The following is a 22,155-nucleotide window of genomic DNA, read 5'->3' as shown; positions in this document are numbered from 1 at the left end:
GTTCACCGCGCATAGTCCTCGAACCCGAGCCGCCGATTCATGCCGATCGCCACAGCGTTGTCGGGATGGTGGAACGCGACGAGCCATCGGTAGCCCGCCGCCCTCACGAACCGAATCGCACGCACCTTCAGCGCCAGCGAAAGCCCGTGACCCCGATGGGATCCGAGGACTCCGGTCATCTCACTGAAGGCGATTCCGTCCTCGGGATGCAGCGAGGTCGCGCTCATCCCGACCCAGGTGTTGCCGTGAACCGCGAGGACGATGCCCTCCGGGCGATAGCCGGGAACATCGATGCGCTGGGCGACATAGTCGGGGTAACTGTAGAACTCGTCCCGGCCGGGGATAGCGACCCGCGCCACCGGGGAATCGAACGAGCCGCACAGCGGTATTTCATCGATCGTCACCCGGTGCCCGGATCCGGCTGATTCCCGTTCCGGCTCGGCTACTTCCGGACCGAGCACCTCGGATGCTCGTGCAGGGCACGCCAGGCCCCCTCCCACGGGAACCGCTCCGCTGCGCCTCCGCCGGACTTCGGCTCGTGCGGCGGGCCCTCCGACACCACCGTCACACCCCAGTGCGAAAGTTTGCCGGCGCGAAGTGGGCTGCCGGGATCATGACCACCGCGCAGGCTCGACCACCGCATGGTTGCCTCGGTCGCGGCAGACTGTGCATGCGCCAGGATCGCCGAACCGGCGATCGGCGTGATCACCCACCGGAGAGGAACTCGTGCAGTACACCAGCTTCGTCGATGTCCACATCCTGCTCGCGCGTGACAATGGGGAAATCCTGCTGGCCCGCCGAGCCGACACCGGTTTCGCGGACACGCTCTGGAACCTGCCCAGCGGCAAACTCGAGGAAGGCGAAGATCTGGAAACCGCCGTCATCCGTGAGACCTACGAAGAGGTCGGTGTGAGCCTGGAACGCGACGACGTCGAGCTGGTCACCACTGTCCACATCCTGCCGTCCAACGGCAGCGGCGCCCGAATCGGATTCTTCTTCCGGGCCACCGCATGGCCGGGCGAGCCGCACAACGCCGAACCCCACAAATGCTCCGAAATCGGTTGGTTCCCGGCCGGTGAACTGCCGGCCGATATGGTGCCCTACAGCAGAGCCGGGATCCGGCAGTGGATCGATGGCAAACCGCTCGGTCTGCTCGGCTGGCCGCGGCAGTGACCGCGGAGTCCGGCTGTCGGTGTTCGGAAAAAAGTCGAGAACTGGATGTGGTCGACGAATCTCGAGGAGAATTTCATGGCGATTCGCCGGATGGATCATGTCGGAATCGTGGTCGAGGATCTCGCGGCGGCGGTCGCGTTCTTCGTCGAATTGGGTCTGGAATTGGAGGGTGAGGCGACCGTCGGTGGTCGATGGGCCGACGAGTTGCTCGGGCTGGACGGTGTCCGAGCGGATATCGTGGTCGTGCGGACTCCGGACGGGCACAGCCGGGTCGAGCTCTCGACGTTCCATTCGCCGGCGACCGGCACGGCGCCGAAAGCGCCCGTGAATACTGCCGGCATCCCTCGTCTGACCTTCGCCGTCGACGATGTCGAGGATGTCCTCGGCCGCCTGCGTGCCCACGGCGCCGAACTCGTCGGCACGGTCGCGCAATACGAGGACATCTGCCGGTATTGCTACGTCCGCGGTCCCGACGGCATCCTCCTCGGGCTGGTCGAGGAACTCCGCTGACGCCGGGGCTGTCAGCCGCCGATCCAGCCCGGGATGTCGAGCCGAGTCCGGGGCGGGTACGACCTTGCGGAGGTTGTCCTCCAGCGCAGCGGCGCACGTGCCGTGCGGGCCGATGGCAGGGAAGGCGAAAGCGCGCATCGGCCATCATGCGCGGACGCGCGACGACCGCTTTCGGAGCGACCGATGGACAAGGCCGTCCGTCGGTGGCACACCACCTGTTCGCCTACCGAGGTGTCCGAGTTGGTGTGGGTGTGGCGGGGCTGTGCCAGCCGCCCGGCGGAGCCGGGTCCGGCGATCACGGCCGAGATGACCGAAAATACTTGCTGGTTGGACACTTTCGAACAATGCGCGATGCTGGTGCGGGATTGCGGCGAGATCGTGGGTGAGGCCCCCCGGCGTGGGTGGGGATTGTTCTACCCGGTGGAGTGATCCGACCGAGCGGACGGCCATGCGCGAGTGCGGGCGAACTGCATCGGCTCTCCCACGCAGAGGTCGGCGATCTGCCGCCGAGCGGTGTCCGCGATATTGCGATAGTGCCGACTGTCGGCGCCTTCGGTCCGCTCGATATCGGCGAGCACCGTCGACCAGTGGTCATCGATGGTGTCGACGAGCGGCATCAGCGCGTCCTCGTCCTGGCCGAGACCCAGGACCAGCGTGGGGGCAACGGCGTTCTCGGCGAGTGCGGCCACCAGCCGGACATGGCCGTCGAGAAGCACGTACCCATCCAAACAGCTTGCCACCCACAACAATACGGGTGGCAAGATGTCTTCGCGCACCTGTTTCCGATATGCCTTCACCCGTGGCGAATCGACGTCGGGCAACGGTCGGAGGGGCAGCACTCCACTCCAGCCGCGGTTCCAGTTCAGGTGCGCGTTCGGATATTCCAGCACCAGATCGTCGCCTCGAAACAGAGAGGGCCGCAACGACGATGGGTAACGCAACAACCAGCGCCCGGTATGCAGCGGCGAGAGCGGACCGGACGCCAGCTGGTCACAGAACCGATGCGCCCACGACAGCGCCCACTCCGAGGTGCGACCGGGTGGCAGCCGGCGTGCTTCGGCGGCGGTCGTAGGGCGGATCGGAGAGCGATATCGTTCGGTGCGAACGACATTCACCCCGCCGAGCGCTTCCTCCACTCGTGCGGCAAGTATGACGTCAGCCTCGCCGTGGCCGGTTTCTTGCCTCAGCACCAGGCGATCATCGGCTGCGATCTCCCAGCGCAGCCCCGGCTTCACCGGGCGATCGACCCTCAGTTCCAGGCAGATCGACCCGCCGGTCGGGTCCACTAGCGTTCGCCGCACCACCGCTCCACTTCACGGAGACCCGTCCCGGCAGTGTACCCGGATCCCCGGAACGGGCGACAGATCCGCACCGCGGACAGGCGCTGCGCCGATGAGTTGCGGGCACCGTTCGCCTCTATCCGTGTAGGAGGTGACCGCAACGACCGTCGGGCCACAGCCCGTTCGCATACTGCGGCCCTCCACCACACGATCGCCGACCGGCCGGTGGCGTCGCCGACCGACGTGCTCTCACCACCGTTGAGCGACAACGCTTTCCGTCAAGCGATCGACCGATGCGAAGGAAATGGACGATGCGTAATCCGTACGCGGTGCTGGCCCTGGCCGGCGCCTCGATGTTCATGGCGGTGGTGGATTTCACCATCGTCAATGTCTCGCTACCCAGAATGGCCGTCGACCTGAAGCTCGCCGAGGACGCCTTGCAGTGGGTGATCATCGGCTACGGCATACCGTTCGGCGGCTTCCTGCTGCTGGCAGGCCGGCTCGGCGACATCATCGGCCGCAGGCTCACCCTCCAGGCCGGCCTCCTGCTGTTCGTGGCCGCATCACTGACCGCGGGTTTGTCGAGCACCGGCGGACAATTGATCGGTGCCCGCATCGCGCAGGGTATCGGCGCCGCGCTGATCACCCCTTCGGCCCTGGGGATCGTGGCCGACGCCTTCGAAGCAGGCAAGAAGCGGGAGAACGCCCTGGGGATCTACGGTGCCCTCGCGGGCACCGCGGCATCGGTGGGGGTGCTGGCGGGCGGGTTCCTCACCGACGGACCCGGCTGGTCGTGGATCTTCTATGTCAATATCCCGATCGGCGCCGTGTTGCTGGTGGCGACGATATTCGTGTTGCCCGAGAACCGGATCGCGCATCCGGGTGGTGAATTCAACGCGGTCAGCGCCCTTTCCGTGACCGGTGGGCTGCTGGCGGGGCTGTACGCCCTCAACCGCGGGGTCGAACACGGCTGGACCCGGTGGACGACAGTGGGTTTCGGCGCGCTGGCAGTGGCCTTGCTCCTGGTCTTCGGACTGTCGGAATGGCGCGCGCGCAATCCACTCGTTCCCCGCGCGCTGCGGAAGAATCTTCCGGTGGTGCAGGCGAACCTCGCGGCCGCGTCCGGATTCGGCAGCTTCCTCGCCTTCGTCTTCCTGACCTCGGTGGTGCTGCAACAACTGCTGGGCTACTCGCCGACGAAAACAGGTGTGGCGTGGCTGCTGACCACCGTGACCGCCTTCGTCTTCGCCGGATTGACCGGTGCGGTGCTGGCGAACAAGGTCGGTACCCGAATCCTGCTCGCGCTCGCGTCGTTGCTCGTCGTCGGCGCGGCCGCCTGGTTGATCTACCTGCCTGCGGACGCGAGCTTCGCCAGTCGGGTCATGCCCGCGCTGATCGCCGCCGGAATGGCGGTCGGATTCTTCGCACCGTCCGTCCAGATCGGTGCCTTGGCCGACGTCGAAGACACCAATTTCGGCGCGGCGTCGGGTTTGGTGGAAACCTCGCGGGAATTGGGCGGCGCCATCGTCATCGCCGCCGCCTCGACAGTGCTGCTGGGTTCACACTCGGGCTTCCTGCACGGCGTCCACGGCGGCTACGGCGTCATCGCGGCAGCGGCGGCACTGGGGGTCGTGGCCACCGCATTCCGCGCCGAGTCAGCCGTCCGAGCCGAGGTGCTCGACTCGGCGGCCGTCGTGGAGCCCGCGTCGTAGGCACGATCGGGAGGATCGATCGGCTCGACAGGACAGCGAGCCGACACCGCGCACTCCGCACGACCGATGAGTTTCACGGTTGACGATCCTCTACATCTATGGAGGCCCGGCGACCGCCGAGGCCGGCAGAAAAGTATCTCCGTGCTTCGAGGAGCGCAATGTCGACAATCGCGATATTCGGCGCCACCGGTTATTCCGGCGGCAACGCGGCTGTATCAGGACACCGCCGACCGGGACGAGCACCGGGTGTATCGGATCGACGGCCACGGTCTTCACGCGCCGGCGTGAACAACGAAAAGAGAAGGTCATGTTGCTGGAAAGCAAGAATGTCGTCGTCTACGGCGCAGCGGGAGCGGTCGGCAGCGCGGTCGCTCGCGCCTTCGCCGACGAGGGTGCCAGGGTGTTCCTGACCGGCCGCAATCGCGACGCCGTCGACACGGTCGCGAAAGAGATCACGGCCGCGGGCGGCGCGGCCGAGACCGCTGTGGTGGATGCCGGGGACGAGAAAGCGGTGACCGAGCACTTGGCCGCGGTCGTCGCCGACGCGGGCAGCATCGACGTGTCGTTCAACGCGATCGGACTCTCGCCGGTGGGATTGCAGGGAATTCCGCTCGCCGACCTGCCGGTCCAGGATTTCCTGCGCCCGGTCGAGACGTATACCCGGGCTCATTTCGTGACTGCGAAATCCGCCGCCCGGCATATGATCGCCCGACGTTCGGGAGTGATCATGATGCACACTCCCGAACCGGCCCGCCTGCCCATGCCGCTGGTGGGTGGTATGAGCGTCGGCTGGGCGGCGATGGAAGGTCTCAACCGGGCGCTGTCGGCCGAATGGGCACAGCACGGCGTTCGCACGATCTGTCTGCGCACCACGGGCATGGTGGAGACACTGGTCATCCACACCGTGTACGAGTTGCACGCGAATGCCATCGGCATCACGAAGGATCAGATGATCGAGATGGCGGGCGGGATGACTCACCGCAAACGCCTGACCGCACGGGCCGAACTCACGCAGGCGGCGGTATTCCTCGCCTCCGACCGGGCATCGGCGATGACCGGCGCCGTTGCCAACCTGACCGGCGGAATCATCGTCGACTGACCACCCCGCCCGACCACCGCACACCCCGTCGGTGGCCGGGCACCGTCAATGGAGGAGTAAGAGCAGTGAACGATCTACTCGCGACCGCTGTCGCCGCGCACGGCGGCCTGGATCGGTGGAACCGGATTCACACGATCACCGTCGACGCGGCCATCACCGGGGCCTTCTGGCAGATCAAAGGACACAGCGACGCGCTGAGCAAGGTCCGCTTCGAGGTGGACACCACGAAGCAGTGGCTGACCATGGACTTCGTCGGCCAGGACCGCCGGTCGGTCTTCGAACCCGACCGGGTCGTACTGCAACAGCCGATCGGCACCGTGGTCGGCACGCGCGACGCACCGGAGCGGTCGTTCGACGGCCACCGGTTCGAAACTCCCTGGGACGACCTGCATCTCGCCTATTTCACCGGGGAGGCACTCTGGACATACCTGAACACCCCGTTCCTGTTCACCTGGCCGGGGTTCGTTTCCGAGGAGATCGCCCCGATCGAAGCCGACGGTGAAACATGGCGCCGGCTGAAAGTGACTTTCCCCGACCACATCAAGAGCCACACCCGCACGCAGGTGTTCTGCTTCGGCCCGGACGGGCTGCTGCGCCGCCACGATTTCACCATCGACATCGTCGGCCGGACCGTCGAGTCCCAGCTCTACGCCACCGATTACCGCGACGTCGACGGCAGCATCATTCCCGCCACGCGACGTGCCTGGGCCCCGATGGGCGATCAGCAGATCCTTTTCGTCGGCATCGACATGGCCGAGATCACCGTCGTCCCCGGAGCATCGGCGGATCATGCACTCCATGACTGAGCCCAAGGCCGGGCAGGGCCTCGGCGTAGTCGGGTTTCAGCAGGCCAGCAGTAATTCCACCGGCCTGTTGTAGTCCCGGCCGTAGTACCGCAACGCCGGCGCGACGTGGCGGTGTCCGGCCAGCCGCAGCAGCGACATCGTCGTGTTCCGCAGGATCGCCATGACATGCCCGGCGGCACCGGTGCGGGCCTGGTGCCGGTCCTCGTCGAACGTCACGTCCCTGACGTGATGCACTCGGTTCTCGATCGACCAGTGCCGCCGCAAATAGTCGGCGATCACGTGATGAGCGGCGTCACCGACGGTCAGGCTCGTCACCACGAACACCGTCTCCCGGGTCTGGCGCCGCATCTTTCGATGCTTCGACATCACGGTGCGAGTGCGGTGGATCCGCAGAACCTGTGCCGCACCGGGGAATCCGATCCCCGACGCGATCCCGGTCGCTTTCACCGTGCGGGTCTCCCGGCGGCCGTGCGCGGGCTTGCCGGTCGACTTGTCGAGCACCGGCACGTCGTCCCACGGCAGCTGCTTCAACTGTTTACGCAGGTTGGGCTGATTTCCCTTCACGCAGAGGATGTAGTGGGCGCCCGCTTCGACGATCGAATGCGCCGTCTCACGGCAGGTATGGGCGGCATCAGCGGTGATGACGCATCCGGCGATGTTCAACGCGGACAACAGCTTCCGCAGCATCGGCACCTCGCTGGTCTTGTCCGCTACCGCGACCTGCGCCACGACCACGCCGGTGGCCTGGCAGATCCCCGACAACAGATAGGTCAGATGCCCGGCGGCGTCACGGGCACCACGCAGGGCTTTCCCGTCGAAGGAGATGACTTTCGCGCCGCCGATCACGCTGACCCGCAACCACATCCACGCGCCGATCAGCTGGTCGAGCTGGTCGGTGTCCAGGCGCTGCAGCAACCGCCGGATCGCGGACTCGCTCGGCGCGCGACGGGTGAACCCGAGCCGGGCCGACACCGCGGTGGACGCGTCGGCAGCCCACTCGCCGATCGCGGTGAACGAGCGAGCGCCGGCGGCGGTAGCGGCCAGAGCGAGCAGCAGGACCGAGGTCAGGTCGTAGCGGCGGCCGCGGGCGTCGCGGGGATCGGGGACCTGTCGGAGGACATCGAGCAAACTGCCGGCAGCGTTGGCCGGATCCTGTTCGAGCGGAACGTTGTCCAGCTCGATCGTGGTGGGCGCGGCAGGGCATACTTGTACGGCGGGCACGGGTCTCCGAGAGTGATGTCAGGCGTAGGAACCTTCATCTTCCTCGAGTCACTCGTGTCCGCCCAGCATCTCAAACCGTGTGTCACGCAACCAGTTTCCCCAGATCAGCGGATCGGTACCCGACTACGCCGAGGCCCTGCAAGGCCGGGGACGACGAATTCGGAAGGCTGAGCGAACCTTTCCGGCGCGAGCTGCTGGCCTACTGCTACCGCATGCTCGGGTCGGTCGACGACGCCGAAGAGGTGGTACAGGAGGTCTACCTCGACGCCTGGCGTGCCTACGACAGGTTCGAGGGACGGTCGTCCCTGCGCACCTGGCTGTACCGCATCGCGACCCGGGCGTGCCTCAAGGCGCTGGAGAAGAGCAGACGCCGGCCGCTGCCCGCGGATCTCGGTGCCCCCCAATCCGATCCGGGCGCGCTCCTGCACGGGCCGCTCCGGGAGGTGCCGTGGCTCCAGCCGATACCGGATTTTCTGTTCACCGCGGCACCGGCCGATCCGGCGACGGTCGTGGTGGAACGACAGACCATGCGGCTGGCGCTGGTGGGAGCGTTCCAGCAGCTGCCGCCGCGGCAACGGGCCGTGCTGATCCTCCGCGACGTGCTGCAATGGAGTACCGCCGAGGTGGCGCAACTACTGGGGATGACGACAGCGGCCGTCAACAGTGCGCTCCAACGCGCCCGCACCCAGGTGCCACTCAGTCAGGACAATCTGACCGAACCCGCCGAACCACAGCAGCGGGCCCTGCTCGACCGATACGTCGCCGCCTTCGAAACCGCGAACGTCGATGAACTCGTCGCGGTCTTGACCCAGGACGCGAGATGGGAAATGCCGCCGATCGCGACCTGGTTCGAAGGCCGCGACACCATCCTCGCCTTCCTCGCCGAACAAATGCGAGTGATCGGACCAGCCACAATGGTCGCCACCTCCGCCAACGGACAGCCCGCCTTCGCGGTCTACGCCCTCGACGGCGAAGGCGTGCTCCGGCCCCATGCACTGCACGTTCTGACATCCACAACCAACGGGATCGGCCGCATCGTCGCATTTCACGGCGCAGGACTGTTTCCACTGTTCGGGCTTTAGACACTGCCGCGGCATGTCCGAACCGGAAGAGCCGAATATGTGCGGCGACGAACTCGACAGGCAGTTACGGCTGTTCTGCTACCTCATGCTCGGTTCGGCCGACGCCGCCGAGCGCGTGATGCGGCAGATCCACCAGCGCGCACTGGAATTCCGAGACGATCCACATGATCGGCGATCCGAACGCGTCCGGCTGTTCGGTATCGCCGCCGATCTGTGCGGTGTGCGTCATTGCCGCAACCGCCACTGATGGACAACCGCCGGGCCGGCGGGGTCAGGCGGGTCCGCTCCCCGGCCGCACGACGACGGCCGCGCGCCGATACCAGCGATCCACCGTATTGCCCTCGTTGCCGGTGAATCCCTCGGATTCGACAGCGAACGGCTCCATCTCGAATTCCGTGGTATCGACGCATATCTCGCTGCGAGAGACCGTTCGGGCCACCGGCCCCGTGACCGCTCCCGCTCGGTCGATCCACCACGTCAACCTGGTATCCGCGCGGTGCGGCCTGCCCAGTTCCGCCGGTGTCATCCGATCGGGATGATCGATGGGCAGGGAACCCTCGGTCCGTTCCTCTTCCTGCGGTTCGTCCAGCATCTCGTTGGGCTCCCAGTCGTCGACCACGAGTTCCCAGTTGCCGTCGACGAGTTCCCAGCGCCGTCGCCGGCCGCACATCCAGAACTCGTCCGCGAGGTCGTCGCTGCTGTGGTAATCCTGTACCTCGGCCAGGGCCAGGACCGTGCCGTAGCCGGCGCTGTCGGCGGCGGCCACGAGCACCTCGACGCGGGCCGCGTCGGCCCCCTTGAGCTGATCCCACCCGAATCCTCGTTGGGAATACTGATGATCCAGTAGGCAGACGAGCTGGTCCGGCCGCTCGAGTTCCGGACCTTCCGGTCGGTACTGCCCCCGGTGACCATCCGGTATCGGTGTGGTGAAGTGCTCGCGCAGGTGCTCGGCCAGCGCCGCGACGGCCGGGTCCGGTGCGCCGGGAGCAGCGGTAGGGACGGCGCGCGGACCGGCAATCAGGTTGTAGGTCAGCGAGATTCGATGGCCCAGCTGCACCGGCCGCACCTCGTGCTCGCAGTCGGTGTAGAACGCGACGAGGCCGAGCCTGCCGGGCGCCCCTCGGTCGACCACCTGCTCCCCGCGATGTTCGACCACCAGTTCCCCGCCCTCGAAAAACGACGGCAGCGTCACCACCAGAGTGGCGATCATGCCGTCGGACTTCTCCGAATCCTGGTGCCGCCGGAAGAATTGACGCGGTCCGTAGACGAGCATCGAATGCAATTCGGCCGAGAGCTCGCAATCCGGCGGTAGCCCCAGATCGAACCGCAGCGCCTCCAGAATCGGCGCCAACGCGCGGTGCCAGCGGTCCTGGTCCACGGTGACCAGTGCGAGGGGAATCTCCCCGGTATCGCGCACGCTCGGATCGAGCAGCGTCTTCGCCCCCATGCCGTAGCGGGCCGGGCGGGCGGTATCGCGTAGTTGCCGCGCCTGCGCCATCGGCACCGGAAGCCGGAGCCGGCCGATCCCTTCCACCTCGATCGCCAGGTCCGCGGCCGATGCGGTACGGCGGGCGACGAAGGACCCCGGCGGCGGCACCGACCTCAGGAACTCGCCGATGGCCCGCAGAGTCTCGTCCGTCATCGCCGTCTCCCATGCTCGCCGTGCGGCATCGCAGCATCCTCGCAGAGGCGGCGGCAGCCCCGCGAGGGTCTGCCTCCCATGTGCGGTAACAGGCAGGACCCCGCCGAGGGTGGGAGCCCGGGGCGGGGCCTGCCGGAAGTCGCGCGGGATCGGCCGGGCCTTCACCAGGTCTTGCCGGCCTGCTCCCGGATGGTGTGGTTGATCCGGTTGGTTCGAGCACGAGCGGGTCGTCCCGCGGCCGCTACGGTGTGGCCGCAGGCCGGGGACTCAGGCAGAACGGCCGGCCGTCGGGATCGAGCAGCACTCGCCAGCGGTCGGCGCCGGGCTGGAAGTCGGGCCGGCCGGCTCCGATCGACACTCGGGCACGGTCCGCCTCGTCGACCGCCTCGTCGCCGAAGGTCTCGTCGAGCGCGTCGGAGCGCAGGACGGCCGGGCCGTCTCCCTCGTCCTGACCGGGCACGGCCGCAGCACGGCCGAGCGGATACTCCGCACGCGCGAGCAGTCACTGGCGAGCGTGCTGTCCGCGTTGTCCCCCGACGAGGTCGACACTCTCGCGGCAGCGCTGGACACGATGCTGACCACGGTGACCCGGGCCAGGAGCAAGGAACGCTCGGCCCGCGCCGGCGACCGTCCGCAACCGTGGCTGTGCCGCCTCTGCGACTTCGCCGCATGCGGGCGGAGCGAAGGCCACTGCCCGGTCAACAACGCGGTGACGACCGGTGGCGGGAGTTGACGGCGCATTCGAGGACGCGGCGGACAGCGAACGCCCGCTCCACCTCACGAACGCAACCATCGTGGGGCTCAGCGTATTCGGACGACGGTGCACCGGCGACCGGCCGAGAAGTGCGGGGGAGAAGGGCCGTCCCATTTTTGGGTGGGCGTCATGGTCATGGAGGTCAACTCACCCGAACGGGCGCCGCACCCCCGCCGATCGGCTGCACCGGAACCGGATCGGCCGGGTCGGGCCACGGCTGGCGGGCGATCATATCCGCCACGCGCACGAAGCCTTCCTCAGCGAGACCGGTTGCCGCATCGACGATCCGGTAGTGCTGGCGCTGCCGGTGAAGAGGTTGCGCCTCGAGGACGATCACCCGTAGCTCGCCGGGCTCGAATGCGCAGCGGCGTTGCAGGGCGGCGAGCAGTTGCTCGTTGTGCAGATGCCCCTCACCGAAATTCCAGCCCACCGCATGACCGGCGACAGTTTCCCCGTCCCGCACGGCATAGTCGTCGAGATTGTCGACGGCGCGCTCGATGAGCGTATTGAGCGCGCGACCATGCGGATGCATCGCCCGCCAGGCCATGCCCTTGGCGATGATCATGTCCATCTCGTGCGCCCCGTACAGCGCCGTGAGCTGCGTGGTCGCCGATCCGGAACTCGCCGTGAGCGCGGCCTCGATCCGCTCCTCGGCATCGCCGCGGAACAGCCAGACACTGCTGGCCCAGTTGCCCGCGTAATACCGCATCGACGGCAGAAACGAAATCCATTCCGGCTTCACGTTACCCACCGCCGGGACCACGAAAAGCGCGACCAGCAGCACGATCCCGAGCAACGGCGACCGCAGATCGAAAACCTCCACGCCGGCGTAATGCCCGAACAGCCACGGGATGCTGATGACGAAGAAGACGTTCCACTCCAGCGGCACCCCGACCGGCATCGTCGACAGGATGTGCAGATGGAAGACCATCATCACGATGACCGCGATCCACGTCGAAGTGCCACCGTGGCAGAAGAATACGAGATACGCCGGAACCGTGTACTCGACCACCGTGCCGAAGTGCGCCAGCCCGAACGGTATCCGGGAGGCCCGCAGATCCCGCGGAAAGTCCCGATACATCGTGCGTTTGAGCCACCGCCACCGCATCATCGGACTGTTGCTCATCATCACCGACACCACGAACGGGAAATGGCGGTTGAGCTTGGACGTGGCCGCCCCCCACCACAGGGCCAGCATGATCAGCTTCCAGCCGATGATCTGATCGGCAGGAGAGAAGAAGAACACCAGCACCGCCAGGCCGTAATGCTCGGCGCGCGCCGCGAGAAATACCGTCTTGTCGCGCAACCCCAGCAGCGCCAGCGCAACCAGCAGCGGGATCACCGTCCGCGCGTCGAGAACCCCGGCCGCGGTCACCCGGCCCGCCAGCGCCCCAACCCCCGACGCCAGCACGACCGCGTACAAGGCCACATCAACTACAGTGCGGCGATCGCCTCGAGTGCACGGCACCCGCCGCGGCCACGGTGGCAGCCGAATCGTGCCGGGACGCAGGAAGTACAGGATGCCGCCGATCGGCGGCAGAAACCGCATGGTCAGTGGCCCGGACCCACACCCGAGCCCGACCAGCTCCCACAACAGGGTCCACACGATCAGCTTCTGATAAGCCACCGGCCGAGTCCACCACTGCGTGAGGTGCCCGACCCCACCGAAGCCGGCCGTCAGTCCGATCACCACGGCGGCTCCGGCCACGTAGACAACGCATTTGAGCAGATACAACGGCAGCACACCCCACGGAGTGCCGAAACCGTATTCGGCCCAGTGCACCGACATGATGCGCATGCGCTCGGCGCGCGGCAGCGACCGCCAGCGTGTTTCGTCGATGTCCGGAAGGTCCGGAGCCAGGAATCCCACGGGCGCAGCCTACTTCCCGGATCGGGCGGGGCAGATGCGCAGTACGGCCATGTCGATCGCATGGACCGGGTTGCGGGACCCGGACGGCGGCCATTGCGAATGATCCTGCGGGGAAATCGATTCCGCCGCATGTCAGCTCGGTGCAAGACCACACTGATCAGCTCGGCCTGATGTTCACGGCAGTGGCCTGGTCCGGCTGTGACTCGCCGTCGGCCTTACTCAGCGCTGAAATCTGTCGGTACCAGTGCCGCGACCCGCTCGCCACCCCCGCCCGCGAGCTGGGGACGAGTACGGCTGCCGCTGTGGTCGTACACGCGGACATGGCCGTTGACGGCCGCCAGCCGATACGGGGCCGCGGTCTCCTCGGCGGTCGTGTGATATCCCCCATCTGCCGGCGGGGAAGCACTGTGCAGTGCGCGATAGTGGTTGTAGTCGACAGGCTTACGGGCAGCGAGGGCATCGTGGTGGGCGACAGTCCGCAGTGCGTCGCGGTATCCGCTCACCGGCACGGCCGAAAAGAATTCGGCGACAGAACCGGAACCGTAACTCAGCAGCGCGATCGGAGCGCCGGTGAGGTCGTCGGAATGGTCGAGCAGAGAGGCAAGCGCGAGGTACACCGAGGCGGTGTATGTATTGCCGATCAGCCGATTGTATTGCGTCGTGGCACCGAGTAAGGCGTCGACCTCGGCCGGTTCGGGCGTGCGGCCCTCGGCTTTCAGCAGGTGGTGGTGGGCTTTGTAGGCCATTTTGGTGAATGGCTGGTGGTAGCAGAACGCGGCGAAGTCGTCGAACGCGCGTCCGCCGCGCCGGCGGTAGTCAGTCCATGCTCCCTCGGCTGCCGTCAGGTATGCGCCGATGGAGAGTTTGCCGTCAACCACAGGAGTGGTGCGGTAATTGGGCCGCCAGAAATCCATGACGTCGGTGGAATGGATACCCGATATCGGATCGAGCTCGGCGATCGCGGGCTCGGCGGACAGCAGTATCGCGACGGCGGCCGCACCCTGGGTCGCCTCGGCCGCCGAGTCCAGATCGTACTTCGCGATATCGGTGGCGATCACCAGGACCTGCTGGCGGGGATCGCGAGCGATGAGCGCTGTTCCGAGTTGCAGTGCGGCGGTGGCCGCGTAGCAGGCCTGTTTGAGCTCGACGACCCGCATCGTGCTGGGCAGGTCGAGGAGCGAGTGGAGATACAAACCCGCTGCCTTGGACTGATCGACGCCGGTTTCGGTGGCCAGCAACAAGGTCCGCAGATTCGCTGTGCCGTGGCGGTCCAGTACCGGCGCGGCCGCGGCCGCGGCCAGAGTGACGATGTCCTCGTCCGCCGCGGGGACGCTCATCGACTCCTGTCCGATGCCGTGGTGGTATTTGCCGATCTCGACATCATGGTGCCGGGCCAGCGTCGCATGGTCCAGGACGTAATGCGTTGTGGCAAAGGACAGGTCGTGAATGCCTATGGGTAGGGTGGACATATCGCCTCGATTCGGTTCAGCGGGTGGAGCGTTCGAACTGGGTGTGTGCGCGCATCAGTTCGCCCGGGTTCGTCTGCGCCGCGAGCAGCGACAACTCGCCACACAAAACCGTGGCCGCGGCCAGGGCGGCCAGCCTGCGCGCGTTCTCACCCGGCTGGCGCTGTTCGCGGCACCCGAGCCGGAGAAGAGCGTCGTCGACGAACGGCAGATGTTTGCCGTTGCCCACGGTGCCGACGATCAAATTGGGCAGGGTGCAGGAGAAGTACAGGTCGCCGTCGCGGTTTTCCGCGTGGGTCAGGCCCTGTGACCCTTCGACGATGTTGGCCGCGTCCTGGCCGGTCGCGAGATAGAACCCGAGCAACATGTTCGCGTAGTGCGCGTTGGCGGAGCGGATTCCGCCCGCGAGTAGCGTACCGATCAGGTTCTTGCGGATATTGAGCGTCGTGATCTGCTCGGCTGTGGTGTGCAGTCGCTGCGAGACCACCTCGCGAGGGATCAGGATCTCCGCGACGACATTCTTGCCGCGCCCCAGAATCCCGTTGACGGCGGTGGCCTTCTTGTCGGTGCAGTAGTTGCCGGACACCGAGCTGTAGCGCACACCGGGAGTGGTCGTCAGGATGTATGTCTGAAGCTGATCGGAGGCCTGAGTCACCATGTTGTGTCCGGAGGCGTCGCCGGTGGTGAACTCGAACCGCAGGAACAGCAGGTTGCCGGCGATCTGGTGGTGCAGGCCGATAAGCCTGGCGTAGTTGCTGCCGGATGCCACGACATCGCACAACGTGTCGAATCGAGCGCGGATCTGCGAGAGCGCGGCGAACGCGGCGGCCGCGTGGTCGGCCTCCAGCAGAATCGAGCGGGTCATCCTGTCGTCGATCAGTGTCGCGACGATGCCTTTCTCGGTCATTCTCGATACCCGCGCCCCACGGCCGACCGATGGCCACAAGGGCGTCTCATAGGTGGCGAGCGGGATCTCCAGTTCGGCATCGACGGCGTTACCGGTGATGCGGAGGGGGCCTACCCAGGCAAGTGGGATCGGAGCGCAGTCGGGCTCGTTCATCGCGGGATCCGTTCTCTGGTGGGTTCGGTTTGCCGGGGTAGCGGCGGGACGGTGCGTGCGAGGAGGCTGCGGTGCGCATATGTGCGCGTGTCGATACCCAGGAGCCGGCTCCACGTTTCGGTATCGCCCGTCAGGAGCAGATCGCAGGCGGTCAGCGCGGCCGGGGTGGGTGCGCCGAGAACGGTCATGATCGACGCCAGTTGGTCCAGCCAGTCGCGAATCGTGCCCACCAGGTGATCGAGGCCGTCGTCGACGAGAATCTTCAGAAAGCGGCCGGCGACCCCGGCGGCGGTGGCGCCCAGGGCCAGGCAGCGAGCTATATCCAGAGGCGTGCGGATCCCGCCCGAGGCCGCCACGTCGATGCCGGTGACATCAGCGGTTGCCAGCAGGCAGCAGACCGTGGACTGGCCCCATCCTTGCAGGTAACCGAGGTCGCGTCCGGCGCGCCGATTATTCTCGATCCGCGCGAAATCCGTTCCGCCACTACCGCCGACATCGGCCACCGTGACGCCGATATCCCGCAGAAGTTCGACGGTTTTCCGGCTGAGGCCGAAACCGACCTCCTTGACGATTACCGGGACACGCACCCCCGTGACGATCCGCTCGATCTGCCGCGGCCAATGGGAGAAGTCGCGGTCGCCCTCGGGCATCACGATCTCTTGGACCGGGTTGAGGTGGATCTGCAAGGCATTCGCTTCGAGCAGGCCCACCGCGCGCCGCGCCTGGTCGACGGTCGCATTGGGGTTCACGTTCGCCATCACGAACCCGTGGGGATTCTCTCGCCGCAATACACGGTAGGTGTCGGCGACGGACTCGTCACGCAGGTAGGCGCTCATGGATCCGGACGCGATGGCCAGACCGGTCTCGCGGGCGGCGATGGCCAGATCGCGATTGATCTCTCCGGTGTGCGCGCTGCCGCCGGTCATCGCATTGATGTACAGCGGCGTCGGCCACGGCACGCCGGCGAATTCCGTGGCGAGATTCACCTGCGTGCGGTCGATGCCCGCCAAAGCGTGATGCACGAATGTCACGCAATCGAAGTCGCTCGTCGCGAACCCTTCGCGTTGCTGGTCGGCCGCGTGGCGGACGTGGTCGTCCTTGCGTCTGCCGATCGACTCGGCACTGCTCATGGTGTGTCCCGTTCGATCGATTGGATGTTCAGCGCCAGGGGCCGGATGTCGGCCGCCAGCCAGCGGCGGGTCAATTCGGTTGCCTGCCGGTCCGAGTCGCGGCCCAGGATCGCGATACCGCAATCGCCGCCGCCGGCACCCGACGGCTTGGCAGCGGCCCCTACCAGATCGGCCGCCGCGCAGAGTGCGTCGAGCACGGGGGTCCGGATTCCCACGTGTGCGGCGCTGTCGAGTCCTTCGAGGATTCGGCGGGCCCGGCCGATTCGGTGCTGGATCTTGATCACGTCGTCTGCTTCGATCGCATCGATCAGGCCGGTGACGCAGAGGTCGGAATCGGCCAGGAAACCCGCGAACAGGGGGGTGTCCCATTGCTCGTCGTCGATCCGGGCGACGAGTGCCGTAGTCGCCTGCGGCTCACCGGTCCATCCGATCAGCAACCGCAACTGCTTCGGTGCCGGGAGCGGGCGCACCGAGAGCCCCGGCCAGGCGGCGCGCAGTTTGGCAGTGACATCTCGTTCGCCGGGAGCGATGGCGAGTCGTGCCCGCTCGGGAGAACGGTATTCGAGCCATCCACCCCAGACTGCCGCGGCCAGATCGGCGCCCGACGCACGTGGATTCACCGTGAGCGTGGCGAGCATCGCGAGCCGGAATATGTCCATCGCCTCGAGCCGCAGGCCGTAGAAGGCGCCGAGCGCGTCGACGATCGCCACTGTCGTCGCCCCACTGGAACCCAAGCCGAATTTGCGGCCATCGGCATCCGAGAGATCGCGGCCGGCAATACGCATGTCGAAGTGCCGCGGCGGTCGGCCGCTCTCGACCACGAGCTGTTCCACGACCCGCACTGCCGCGAGCGCATAGGAAAAGAAAGAAATTGTCTCGCGATCACCGGCGGGAACGAGGCGGTCGCCGGTTCGTCCACAGCGAATCCGGGTTCCGCCGTTGGAATCCGAGGTCATCGTGGACTCGGCGGCGGTGTCGGACACCGTGACGGTGACGAACCGGTCCACCGCGACGACGACGGCGGGATGACCGGGCCGGACAACGGCGTACTCGCCTGCGATGAGTAGTTTTCCGGGCGCACGACGGGTGATCATGAGTTGTCCTGTACCGAGACGGTTACTCCCGGCCCACGCCCAGCGATATGGGTGGTGACGAAATCGCCGAGCTCGCGCAGTGCCTCGACGACCTTCGCCGCGTCCTCGCGCGCGCACAGCACAGCGACATTCGGCCCGGCGTCGATCGTGGCATAAGCCGTGGTGCCGGTCTTGCGCAGGCGCTCCACTCGATCCAGCACGGCAACCGAATACGGCGACAGGTAGCGAACCGCCGGCCGGGCGACCATCAGCAGCGCGTGCATCCCCAGCGCGTTCCGTTCGGCAATCCAGCCGACGCGTTCGAGGTCCCCACCAGCGAGCGCGCGCCGCATCTGCTCGAGATCCTGAGCATTGGCCGACACCCAAGGCAGGTAGAACGCCGACGTCGCGGCCGACTCTCGCATGGCGACCCGGCTCGACACCGCCTTGGGGCCGGTGTCGACGACGGCGATCACCAGCGCGGGATCGAGTGCCGACTCGACCGGCTCGGCGAAGGAACTCTCGTCTCCTTGTGCCCCGAATCCCGTTCCGGCGTGCCATTGTGCGAAGTCCCCGAATATCGAACGGCATGCCGATCCCGAGCCGCGTCGGGCCAAACGGGACAGAGCGCGCGGATCCAGCGGCACACCGTAAGCCGTGGCGGCAGCCGCCGCCAGAGCGGCGAAACCGCTCGCCGACGATGCCAGCCCGGCCCCGGTCGGGACCGTGTTGCGCGATTCGACCAGCGCGCGGTCGTGCCGGCCGGCCAGTGAACGGACGAGATCGAGGAATTCCCGCACTCGCGTGGCCGCCCCGGGAGCGGCGGGTGCGCCGTCGAGGATGACGATATCGGTCGCGGACTCCGGTGTGAGCGTCACCTGGGTGGACGTCGGGAAGATGTCCAAGGTCATGGACAGACTGCCGGCCACCGGCAGGATCAGCGATTCATCGCGCTTTCCCCAGTATTTGACCAGGGCCATATTCGGATGCGCCACCGCTGTCACGTGACGTCCGGTACCTTGCGGCTGCTGTTCGTCGGTGCGCGCGGCCGTGAAGGTGCCCGTCGCGTCGATACTCATCGAAACCAGTCCTTCGTCGATACCGTCCAGGTCGCCGATGCGCCGGCCGCCGACATGGCGAGGGCGACCTGCTGGGCGCAAACCGGCTCGGTGAGGGCGAGTACGCATCCACCCAGCCCGCCGCCGGTGAGTTTGGCGCCGTGAGCACCGGCTTCCACCGCCGCGTGCACGATGCGATCGATCGCGGCGGTACTGACACCGAGTTCGCTCAGCAGCGATTGAAAGTCGGTCAGGCGTTCTCCCAGCTCGGACAACCGACCGGTCATCAAGCTCGTCTGTGCGGCTTCGATGATGGCGGCCGCCCGGGTCAGGTGCCTTCCGGCCGAATCAGTACTGTGCCCCAGCACTGATCGGACCAGGGCCACCGATTGCTCGGTACTGCCCGCGCCGCCGGAGTCGGCGATGACCAGAGTGAGGTCGTGCTCGATGTGCAGGGGCCGACTCGTGGCCGCCTCGAACCGAATCGGCGTCGGGGACACCACGGCCGCGGCGTCCACGCCGCTGGCGTTTCCGTGGGCGATCCGCTCGCCGACCTGGACCAGCTCGTACAACGAGTTGTCATCGAGAGGGGCGCCGAGCAGATCCGCCAGCGCGCGCACAACCGCGGTAGCGCAGGCGGCACTGAATCCCAATCCGCGCGCAGGCGGCACCGTGCTGTGGATTCGCACCTCGACCGCGCTCGTCTCGAATCGCCATCGGTGCATCGCGGTCAGCAGCGACGCCATCGGACCCGATCTGCATTGTTCGAGAGCGGAATCCGGGCCGCAGATGAATCGGTACTCGCCGGCGTGCGTGCGCCATTCGACGGGATCACGCGAGACCTCGGTGGTCGCGGTGAGCCGTGCGACCGCCTCGACGGCAAGATCGGGCAGCGGAAAAGCGAGCGCGGGTAACCCGTAGACCACGGTGTGCTCACCGATCAGAATCGCCTTCGCGTGGGCGCGACCGATGCCGGTACCCGCCTCGCCATCCTGATCCGGTTCGAGCGCACCGGAATTCGGAATATGCGGGCCGCCGTGATTCCGTCGAATCGACAACTCGCCGGAATGATTCACGGTTCGTGGGTCGCCGATAGCGAAGCCATCTATTTGGTGTTGCCGGATCGCCGGATCACCGAATATCGCCATAGCCGACCACTCCTGATTGGAAATAACGCTCATCGCATGCGAATATATCGCGCCGTAGTCGCGCCGAGAGCTTCGATGCATGAACGGGCAAGGAGTACGATCTCGGATCTACATGACACCGACGTCCGCTCTGTCGCGAGATACCTACGAATTGAAGTGTCCATCAGTAATAGTGCTCCCGCAACTTCGCCAGGAGAACGTAGCCACTTGGCCGACCTCGGTGGCGGGTGCACCGGCTGATCAATTGCTGACTCCCTGACGAGAGGCGGATCACCCGGATCGCCGATGAATCGTGTCCGGCCGCAAACCCGGCCGCGAGTAAACCACGACCTGTGAGATGCGGCGGTTCGCTTTCGTCGTCCGAGCCGGACCGGCGATCGTCGAGGCCTGCGGAGACGAGGCTGCGGCCGTCGCCGGCTACGGTACGCCCCGCCCGGGGGCAGGACAGTCGGCCAAGTGGCTATGGACCGCGCATCCGAATCAGGGGACGGTCCGATGTTCGAAATCGGTGATGATCCGCGCCGGAGCAGTGTATCGGGATCGTCCTCGATTCGATTGCGACGTGGGCGGCCGTAGCCGGATGGCCGACGTTTCGGGGTGGGAGGGGGCCTAGCGTTGGTGTCACGGAACCGGCGGAGAGTTTCCCGGCTCCCGCCGGGGGCCGGTTATCGGACCAGACGGCGCTCACGACGGGACTGTGTGTTGGAAATCGTTCCTATTCCGCCCGAGGCTGTCGTCGCGGGTGCCGGTATAGCAGGTTGCGCTGCTGCGGTTTCACTCGCGTATCGCGGTACGCGCACGCTTCTGCTGGATCCGAATCCCGACCAGCCGCGCCGGTTCGCGGGTGAGTGGCTGCATCCGCCGGGGGTGCGTGAACTGGAGCGGCTGGGCGTGGATTTTTCGAAAATTCCGCACGCTCGGGGCAAGGGGTTCGCAATTTTCTTCCCGGGTGATCCGGCCCCGATCGTGCTGCCATATCCACAAGGCGAGGAATCGTTGAGTTTCGAGCATTCCCGGTTGCTTGCGTTGATGCGAGAGCGTGTGGACGAGGTACCCGGCATCGAGTTCTCACCCGGCGGGAAGTTCTGTGGGGTGCAGGGCTCGGTCACCCGGTACAAGCTCGCTGATTCGGACGAGATCCGCTGTAGTCGGGGAGCTTTGGTCGTCGGTTCGGACGGAAAGGCTTCGGCGGTGCGCCGGATATTCGACCCCGGATCGGAGTCGCGGGTGGTCTCGCATATGGCCGGGCTGCTGGTGGATGACCTCGAGCTCACCATCGAAGGGTTCGCCCATGTCCTGATCGGTGCGCCCGGCCCGGTGCTGGTGTACCGAATCGGGGAGCGCAAGGTACGCGTCTGTTTCGATGTACCGTCCTCGCTGCTCTCCTCGTGCCGGAGCGGATCCGGGCTGTGGTCGGCGTACGGTGCGGTGTTCCCGCAGTCCATGCGGGCGAGCGTGCAGCGTGCGTTGGAAGGCCGACGGGTGCAGTGGGCGGCGAACCGTATCCGCAACCGCGACTGGTACGGGCAGGACAGCGTCGCTCTGGTGGGCGATGCGGCGGGACATACACACCCGCTCAGTGCGTGCGGGATGACTCTGGCGCTGCTGGACGCGGAATGCCTCGGCCGGGTCGCGACGGTGTCGGAGTATGTGCGCGAGCGGCAGGCCAGGACCCGGGTACCGGAGATCGTTTCCCATGTTCTGTACCGCGTCATGAGTGATGACGATCCGGGTTCGGTCACGCTGCGTCATGGATTGCGTCGGCTCTGGCGGACCGATCCCGTGCTGGCCGGGCGCGCGATGCGACTACTGACCACCGAGGAAACAGGTTTGGCCGCGTTCTCCCGGATCTTTCTCGGCGGTGTGAGTGCGGCGCTGAACGAATTGGGCAGGTCGTCGGCTCGCCAGAGCATCGGCTCTACCGCTGCCGACTTCGCCGGGCTGGTGGCGTTCGCGCGCTGGCTCATCGGCGACCTCGCGATGCGTCCCGCATCGAGTTCGCTCGGACACGGGCCGGTGGCAAGAGCCACAGCGTGATCGACTACAGAAGACAACGGTGACACAGTGAATC

At 66.6% G+C, this 22,155-nt stretch carries 21 protein-coding genes; 9 read left to right on the top strand and 12 right to left on the bottom strand.

Annotation, left to right across the window (positions count from 1 at the left end; all coding sequences use genetic code 11):
* Positions 1-2: 2 nt before the first annotated feature.
* Positions 3-404, bottom strand: coding sequence for a GNAT family N-acetyltransferase (locus tag LBW94_RS25895; RefSeq protein ID WP_225054477.1), 402 nt, complete (start codon positions 402-404; stop codon positions 3-5).
* Positions 405-726: 322 nt separating this feature from the next.
* Here LBW94_RS25895 and LBW94_RS25890 point away from each other — a divergent pair, with 322 nt between their 5' ends.
* Together LBW94_RS25890 and LBW94_RS25885 are read left to right on the top strand one after the other, a co-directional pair.
* Positions 727-1,173 carry an NUDIX hydrolase gene (locus LBW94_RS25890; RefSeq protein WP_225054475.1) on the top strand — a complete coding sequence of 149 codons (447 nt, stop codon included), beginning with the start codon at positions 727-729 and terminating at the stop codon, positions 1,171-1,173.
* 75 nt (positions 1,174-1,248) lie between these two features.
* On the top strand, positions 1,249-1,683 hold the full coding sequence (locus tag LBW94_RS25885) for a VOC family protein (protein WP_225054473.1): 435 nt from the start codon (positions 1,249-1,251) through the stop codon (positions 1,681-1,683).
* A gap of 413 nt (positions 1,684-2,096) precedes the next feature.
* Here the strand turns inward: LBW94_RS25885 and LBW94_RS25880 are convergent, their stop codons facing one another.
* Positions 2,097-2,969, bottom strand: coding sequence for a hypothetical protein (locus LBW94_RS25880; RefSeq protein ID WP_225054471.1), 873 nt, complete (start codon positions 2,967-2,969; stop codon positions 2,097-2,099).
* A gap of 305 nt (positions 2,970-3,274) precedes the next feature.
* Here LBW94_RS25880 and LBW94_RS25875 point away from each other — a divergent pair, with 305 nt between their 5' ends.
* The 3 genes from LBW94_RS25875 to LBW94_RS25865 all read left to right on the top strand — a co-directional run bounded on the left by LBW94_RS25875 (position 3,275) and on the right by LBW94_RS25865 (position 6,580).
* Positions 3,275-4,675 (top strand): MFS transporter, encoded by a 1,401-nt coding sequence (locus tag LBW94_RS25875; RefSeq protein WP_225054469.1) that lies wholly within the window; start codon positions 3,275-3,277, stop codon positions 4,673-4,675.
* Between the two features lie 307 nt (positions 4,676-4,982).
* Entirely contained in the window at positions 4,983-5,774 is a 792-nt protein-coding gene (locus LBW94_RS25870) for an SDR family NAD(P)-dependent oxidoreductase (RefSeq protein WP_225054467.1), read from the top strand.
* Positions 5,775-5,839: 65 nt separating this feature from the next.
* On the top strand, positions 5,840-6,580 hold the full coding sequence (locus tag LBW94_RS25865) for a hypothetical protein (RefSeq protein ID WP_225054466.1): 741 nt from the start codon (positions 5,840-5,842) through the stop codon (positions 6,578-6,580).
* Positions 6,581-6,616: 36 nt separating this feature from the next.
* On the opposite strand, the gene LBW94_RS25860 is transcribed toward LBW94_RS25865, so the two are convergent.
* Positions 6,617-7,801, bottom strand: coding sequence for an ISAs1 family transposase (locus tag LBW94_RS25860; protein ID WP_266271868.1), 1,185 nt, complete (start codon positions 7,799-7,801; stop codon positions 6,617-6,619).
* 77 nt (positions 7,802-7,878) lie between these two features.
* On the opposite strand from LBW94_RS25860, the gene LBW94_RS25855 reads away from it, so the two are divergent.
* Complete coding sequence (locus tag LBW94_RS25855) at positions 7,879-8,883, top strand: sigma-70 family RNA polymerase sigma factor (protein WP_225062347.1); 1,005 nt, start codon at positions 7,879-7,881, stop codon at positions 8,881-8,883.
* A 13-nt stretch (positions 8,884-8,896) separates the two neighbouring features.
* On the top strand, positions 8,897-9,130 hold the full coding sequence (locus tag LBW94_RS25850; RefSeq protein WP_225062348.1) for a hypothetical protein: 234 nt from the start codon (positions 8,897-8,899) through the stop codon (positions 9,128-9,130).
* A 24-nt stretch (positions 9,131-9,154) separates the two neighbouring features.
* On the opposite strand, the gene LBW94_RS25845 is transcribed toward LBW94_RS25850, so the two are convergent.
* Both LBW94_RS25845 and LBW94_RS25840 read right to left on the bottom strand, forming a co-directional pair.
* On the bottom strand, positions 9,155-10,525 hold the full coding sequence (locus tag LBW94_RS25845; RefSeq protein ID WP_225062349.1) for a 2OG-Fe(II) oxygenase: 1,371 nt from the start codon (positions 10,523-10,525) through the stop codon (positions 9,155-9,157).
* A gap of 241 nt (positions 10,526-10,766) precedes the next feature.
* Positions 10,767-10,985 (bottom strand): VOC family protein, encoded by a 219-nt coding sequence (locus LBW94_RS25840; RefSeq protein WP_225062350.1) that lies wholly within the window; start codon positions 10,983-10,985, stop codon positions 10,767-10,769.
* Between the two features lie 54 nt (positions 10,986-11,039).
* Here LBW94_RS25840 and LBW94_RS25835 point away from each other — a divergent pair, with 54 nt between their 5' ends.
* Positions 11,040-11,258 carry a hypothetical protein gene (locus tag LBW94_RS25835; RefSeq protein WP_225062351.1) on the top strand — a complete coding sequence of 73 codons (219 nt, stop codon included), beginning with the start codon at positions 11,040-11,042 and terminating at the stop codon, positions 11,256-11,258.
* A 163-nt stretch (positions 11,259-11,421) separates the two neighbouring features.
* On the opposite strand, the gene LBW94_RS25830 is transcribed toward LBW94_RS25835, so the two are convergent.
* The 7 genes from LBW94_RS25830 to mvk all read right to left on the bottom strand — a co-directional run bounded on the left by LBW94_RS25830 (position 11,422) and on the right by mvk (position 19,994).
* Positions 11,422-13,149, bottom strand: a complete 1,728-nt coding sequence (locus LBW94_RS25830) for a DUF3556 domain-containing protein (RefSeq protein ID WP_225062352.1) — start codon at positions 13,147-13,149, stop codon at positions 11,422-11,424.
* A gap of 215 nt (positions 13,150-13,364) precedes the next feature.
* Entirely contained in the window at positions 13,365-14,618 is a 1,254-nt protein-coding gene (locus tag LBW94_RS25825; RefSeq protein WP_225062353.1) for a hydroxymethylglutaryl-CoA synthase, read from the bottom strand.
* Positions 14,619-14,634: 16 nt separating this feature from the next.
* The gene (locus tag LBW94_RS25820) at positions 14,635-15,675 is read right to left on the bottom strand and encodes a hydroxymethylglutaryl-CoA reductase (RefSeq protein WP_225062354.1); all 1,041 of its coding nucleotides are present in this window, start codon (positions 15,673-15,675) and stop codon (positions 14,635-14,637) included.
* The gene (gene fni, locus LBW94_RS25815) at positions 15,672-16,805 is read right to left on the bottom strand and encodes a type 2 isopentenyl-diphosphate Delta-isomerase (RefSeq protein ID WP_225062355.1); all 1,134 of its coding nucleotides are present in this window, start codon (positions 16,803-16,805) and stop codon (positions 15,672-15,674) included. Before fni ends, LBW94_RS25820 begins: the two co-directional genes overlap by 4 nt.
* Positions 16,802-17,899, bottom strand: coding sequence for a phosphomevalonate kinase (locus LBW94_RS25810; protein ID WP_225062356.1), 1,098 nt, complete (start codon positions 17,897-17,899; stop codon positions 16,802-16,804). Before LBW94_RS25810 ends, fni begins: the two co-directional genes overlap by 4 nt.
* Positions 17,896-18,957 carry a diphosphomevalonate decarboxylase gene (gene mvaD, locus LBW94_RS25805; RefSeq protein ID WP_225062357.1) on the bottom strand — a complete coding sequence of 354 codons (1,062 nt, stop codon included), beginning with the start codon at positions 18,955-18,957 and terminating at the stop codon, positions 17,896-17,898. The genes LBW94_RS25810 and mvaD overlap by 4 nt, the downstream gene beginning before the upstream one ends.
* Positions 18,954-19,994 (bottom strand): mevalonate kinase, encoded by a 1,041-nt coding sequence (gene mvk, locus LBW94_RS25800; protein WP_225062358.1) that lies wholly within the window; start codon positions 19,992-19,994, stop codon positions 18,954-18,956. The genes mvaD and mvk overlap by 4 nt, the downstream gene beginning before the upstream one ends.
* Before the next feature lie 687 nt (positions 19,995-20,681).
* On the opposite strand from mvk, the gene LBW94_RS25795 reads away from it, so the two are divergent.
* Entirely contained in the window at positions 20,682-22,121 is a 1,440-nt protein-coding gene (locus tag LBW94_RS25795; RefSeq protein WP_323137930.1) for an FAD-dependent monooxygenase, read from the top strand.
* The last annotated feature ends 34 nt before the right edge of the window (positions 22,122-22,155 follow it).

This window comes from Nocardia sp. alder85J (genome assembly GCF_020176955.2).
In the GTDB taxonomy this organism is placed as follows: Bacteria; Actinomycetota; Actinomycetes; order Mycobacteriales; family Mycobacteriaceae; genus Nocardia.
Note: the sequence above shows the minus strand (reverse complement) of the source record. Positions and strands in the feature narration are given on the sequence as shown.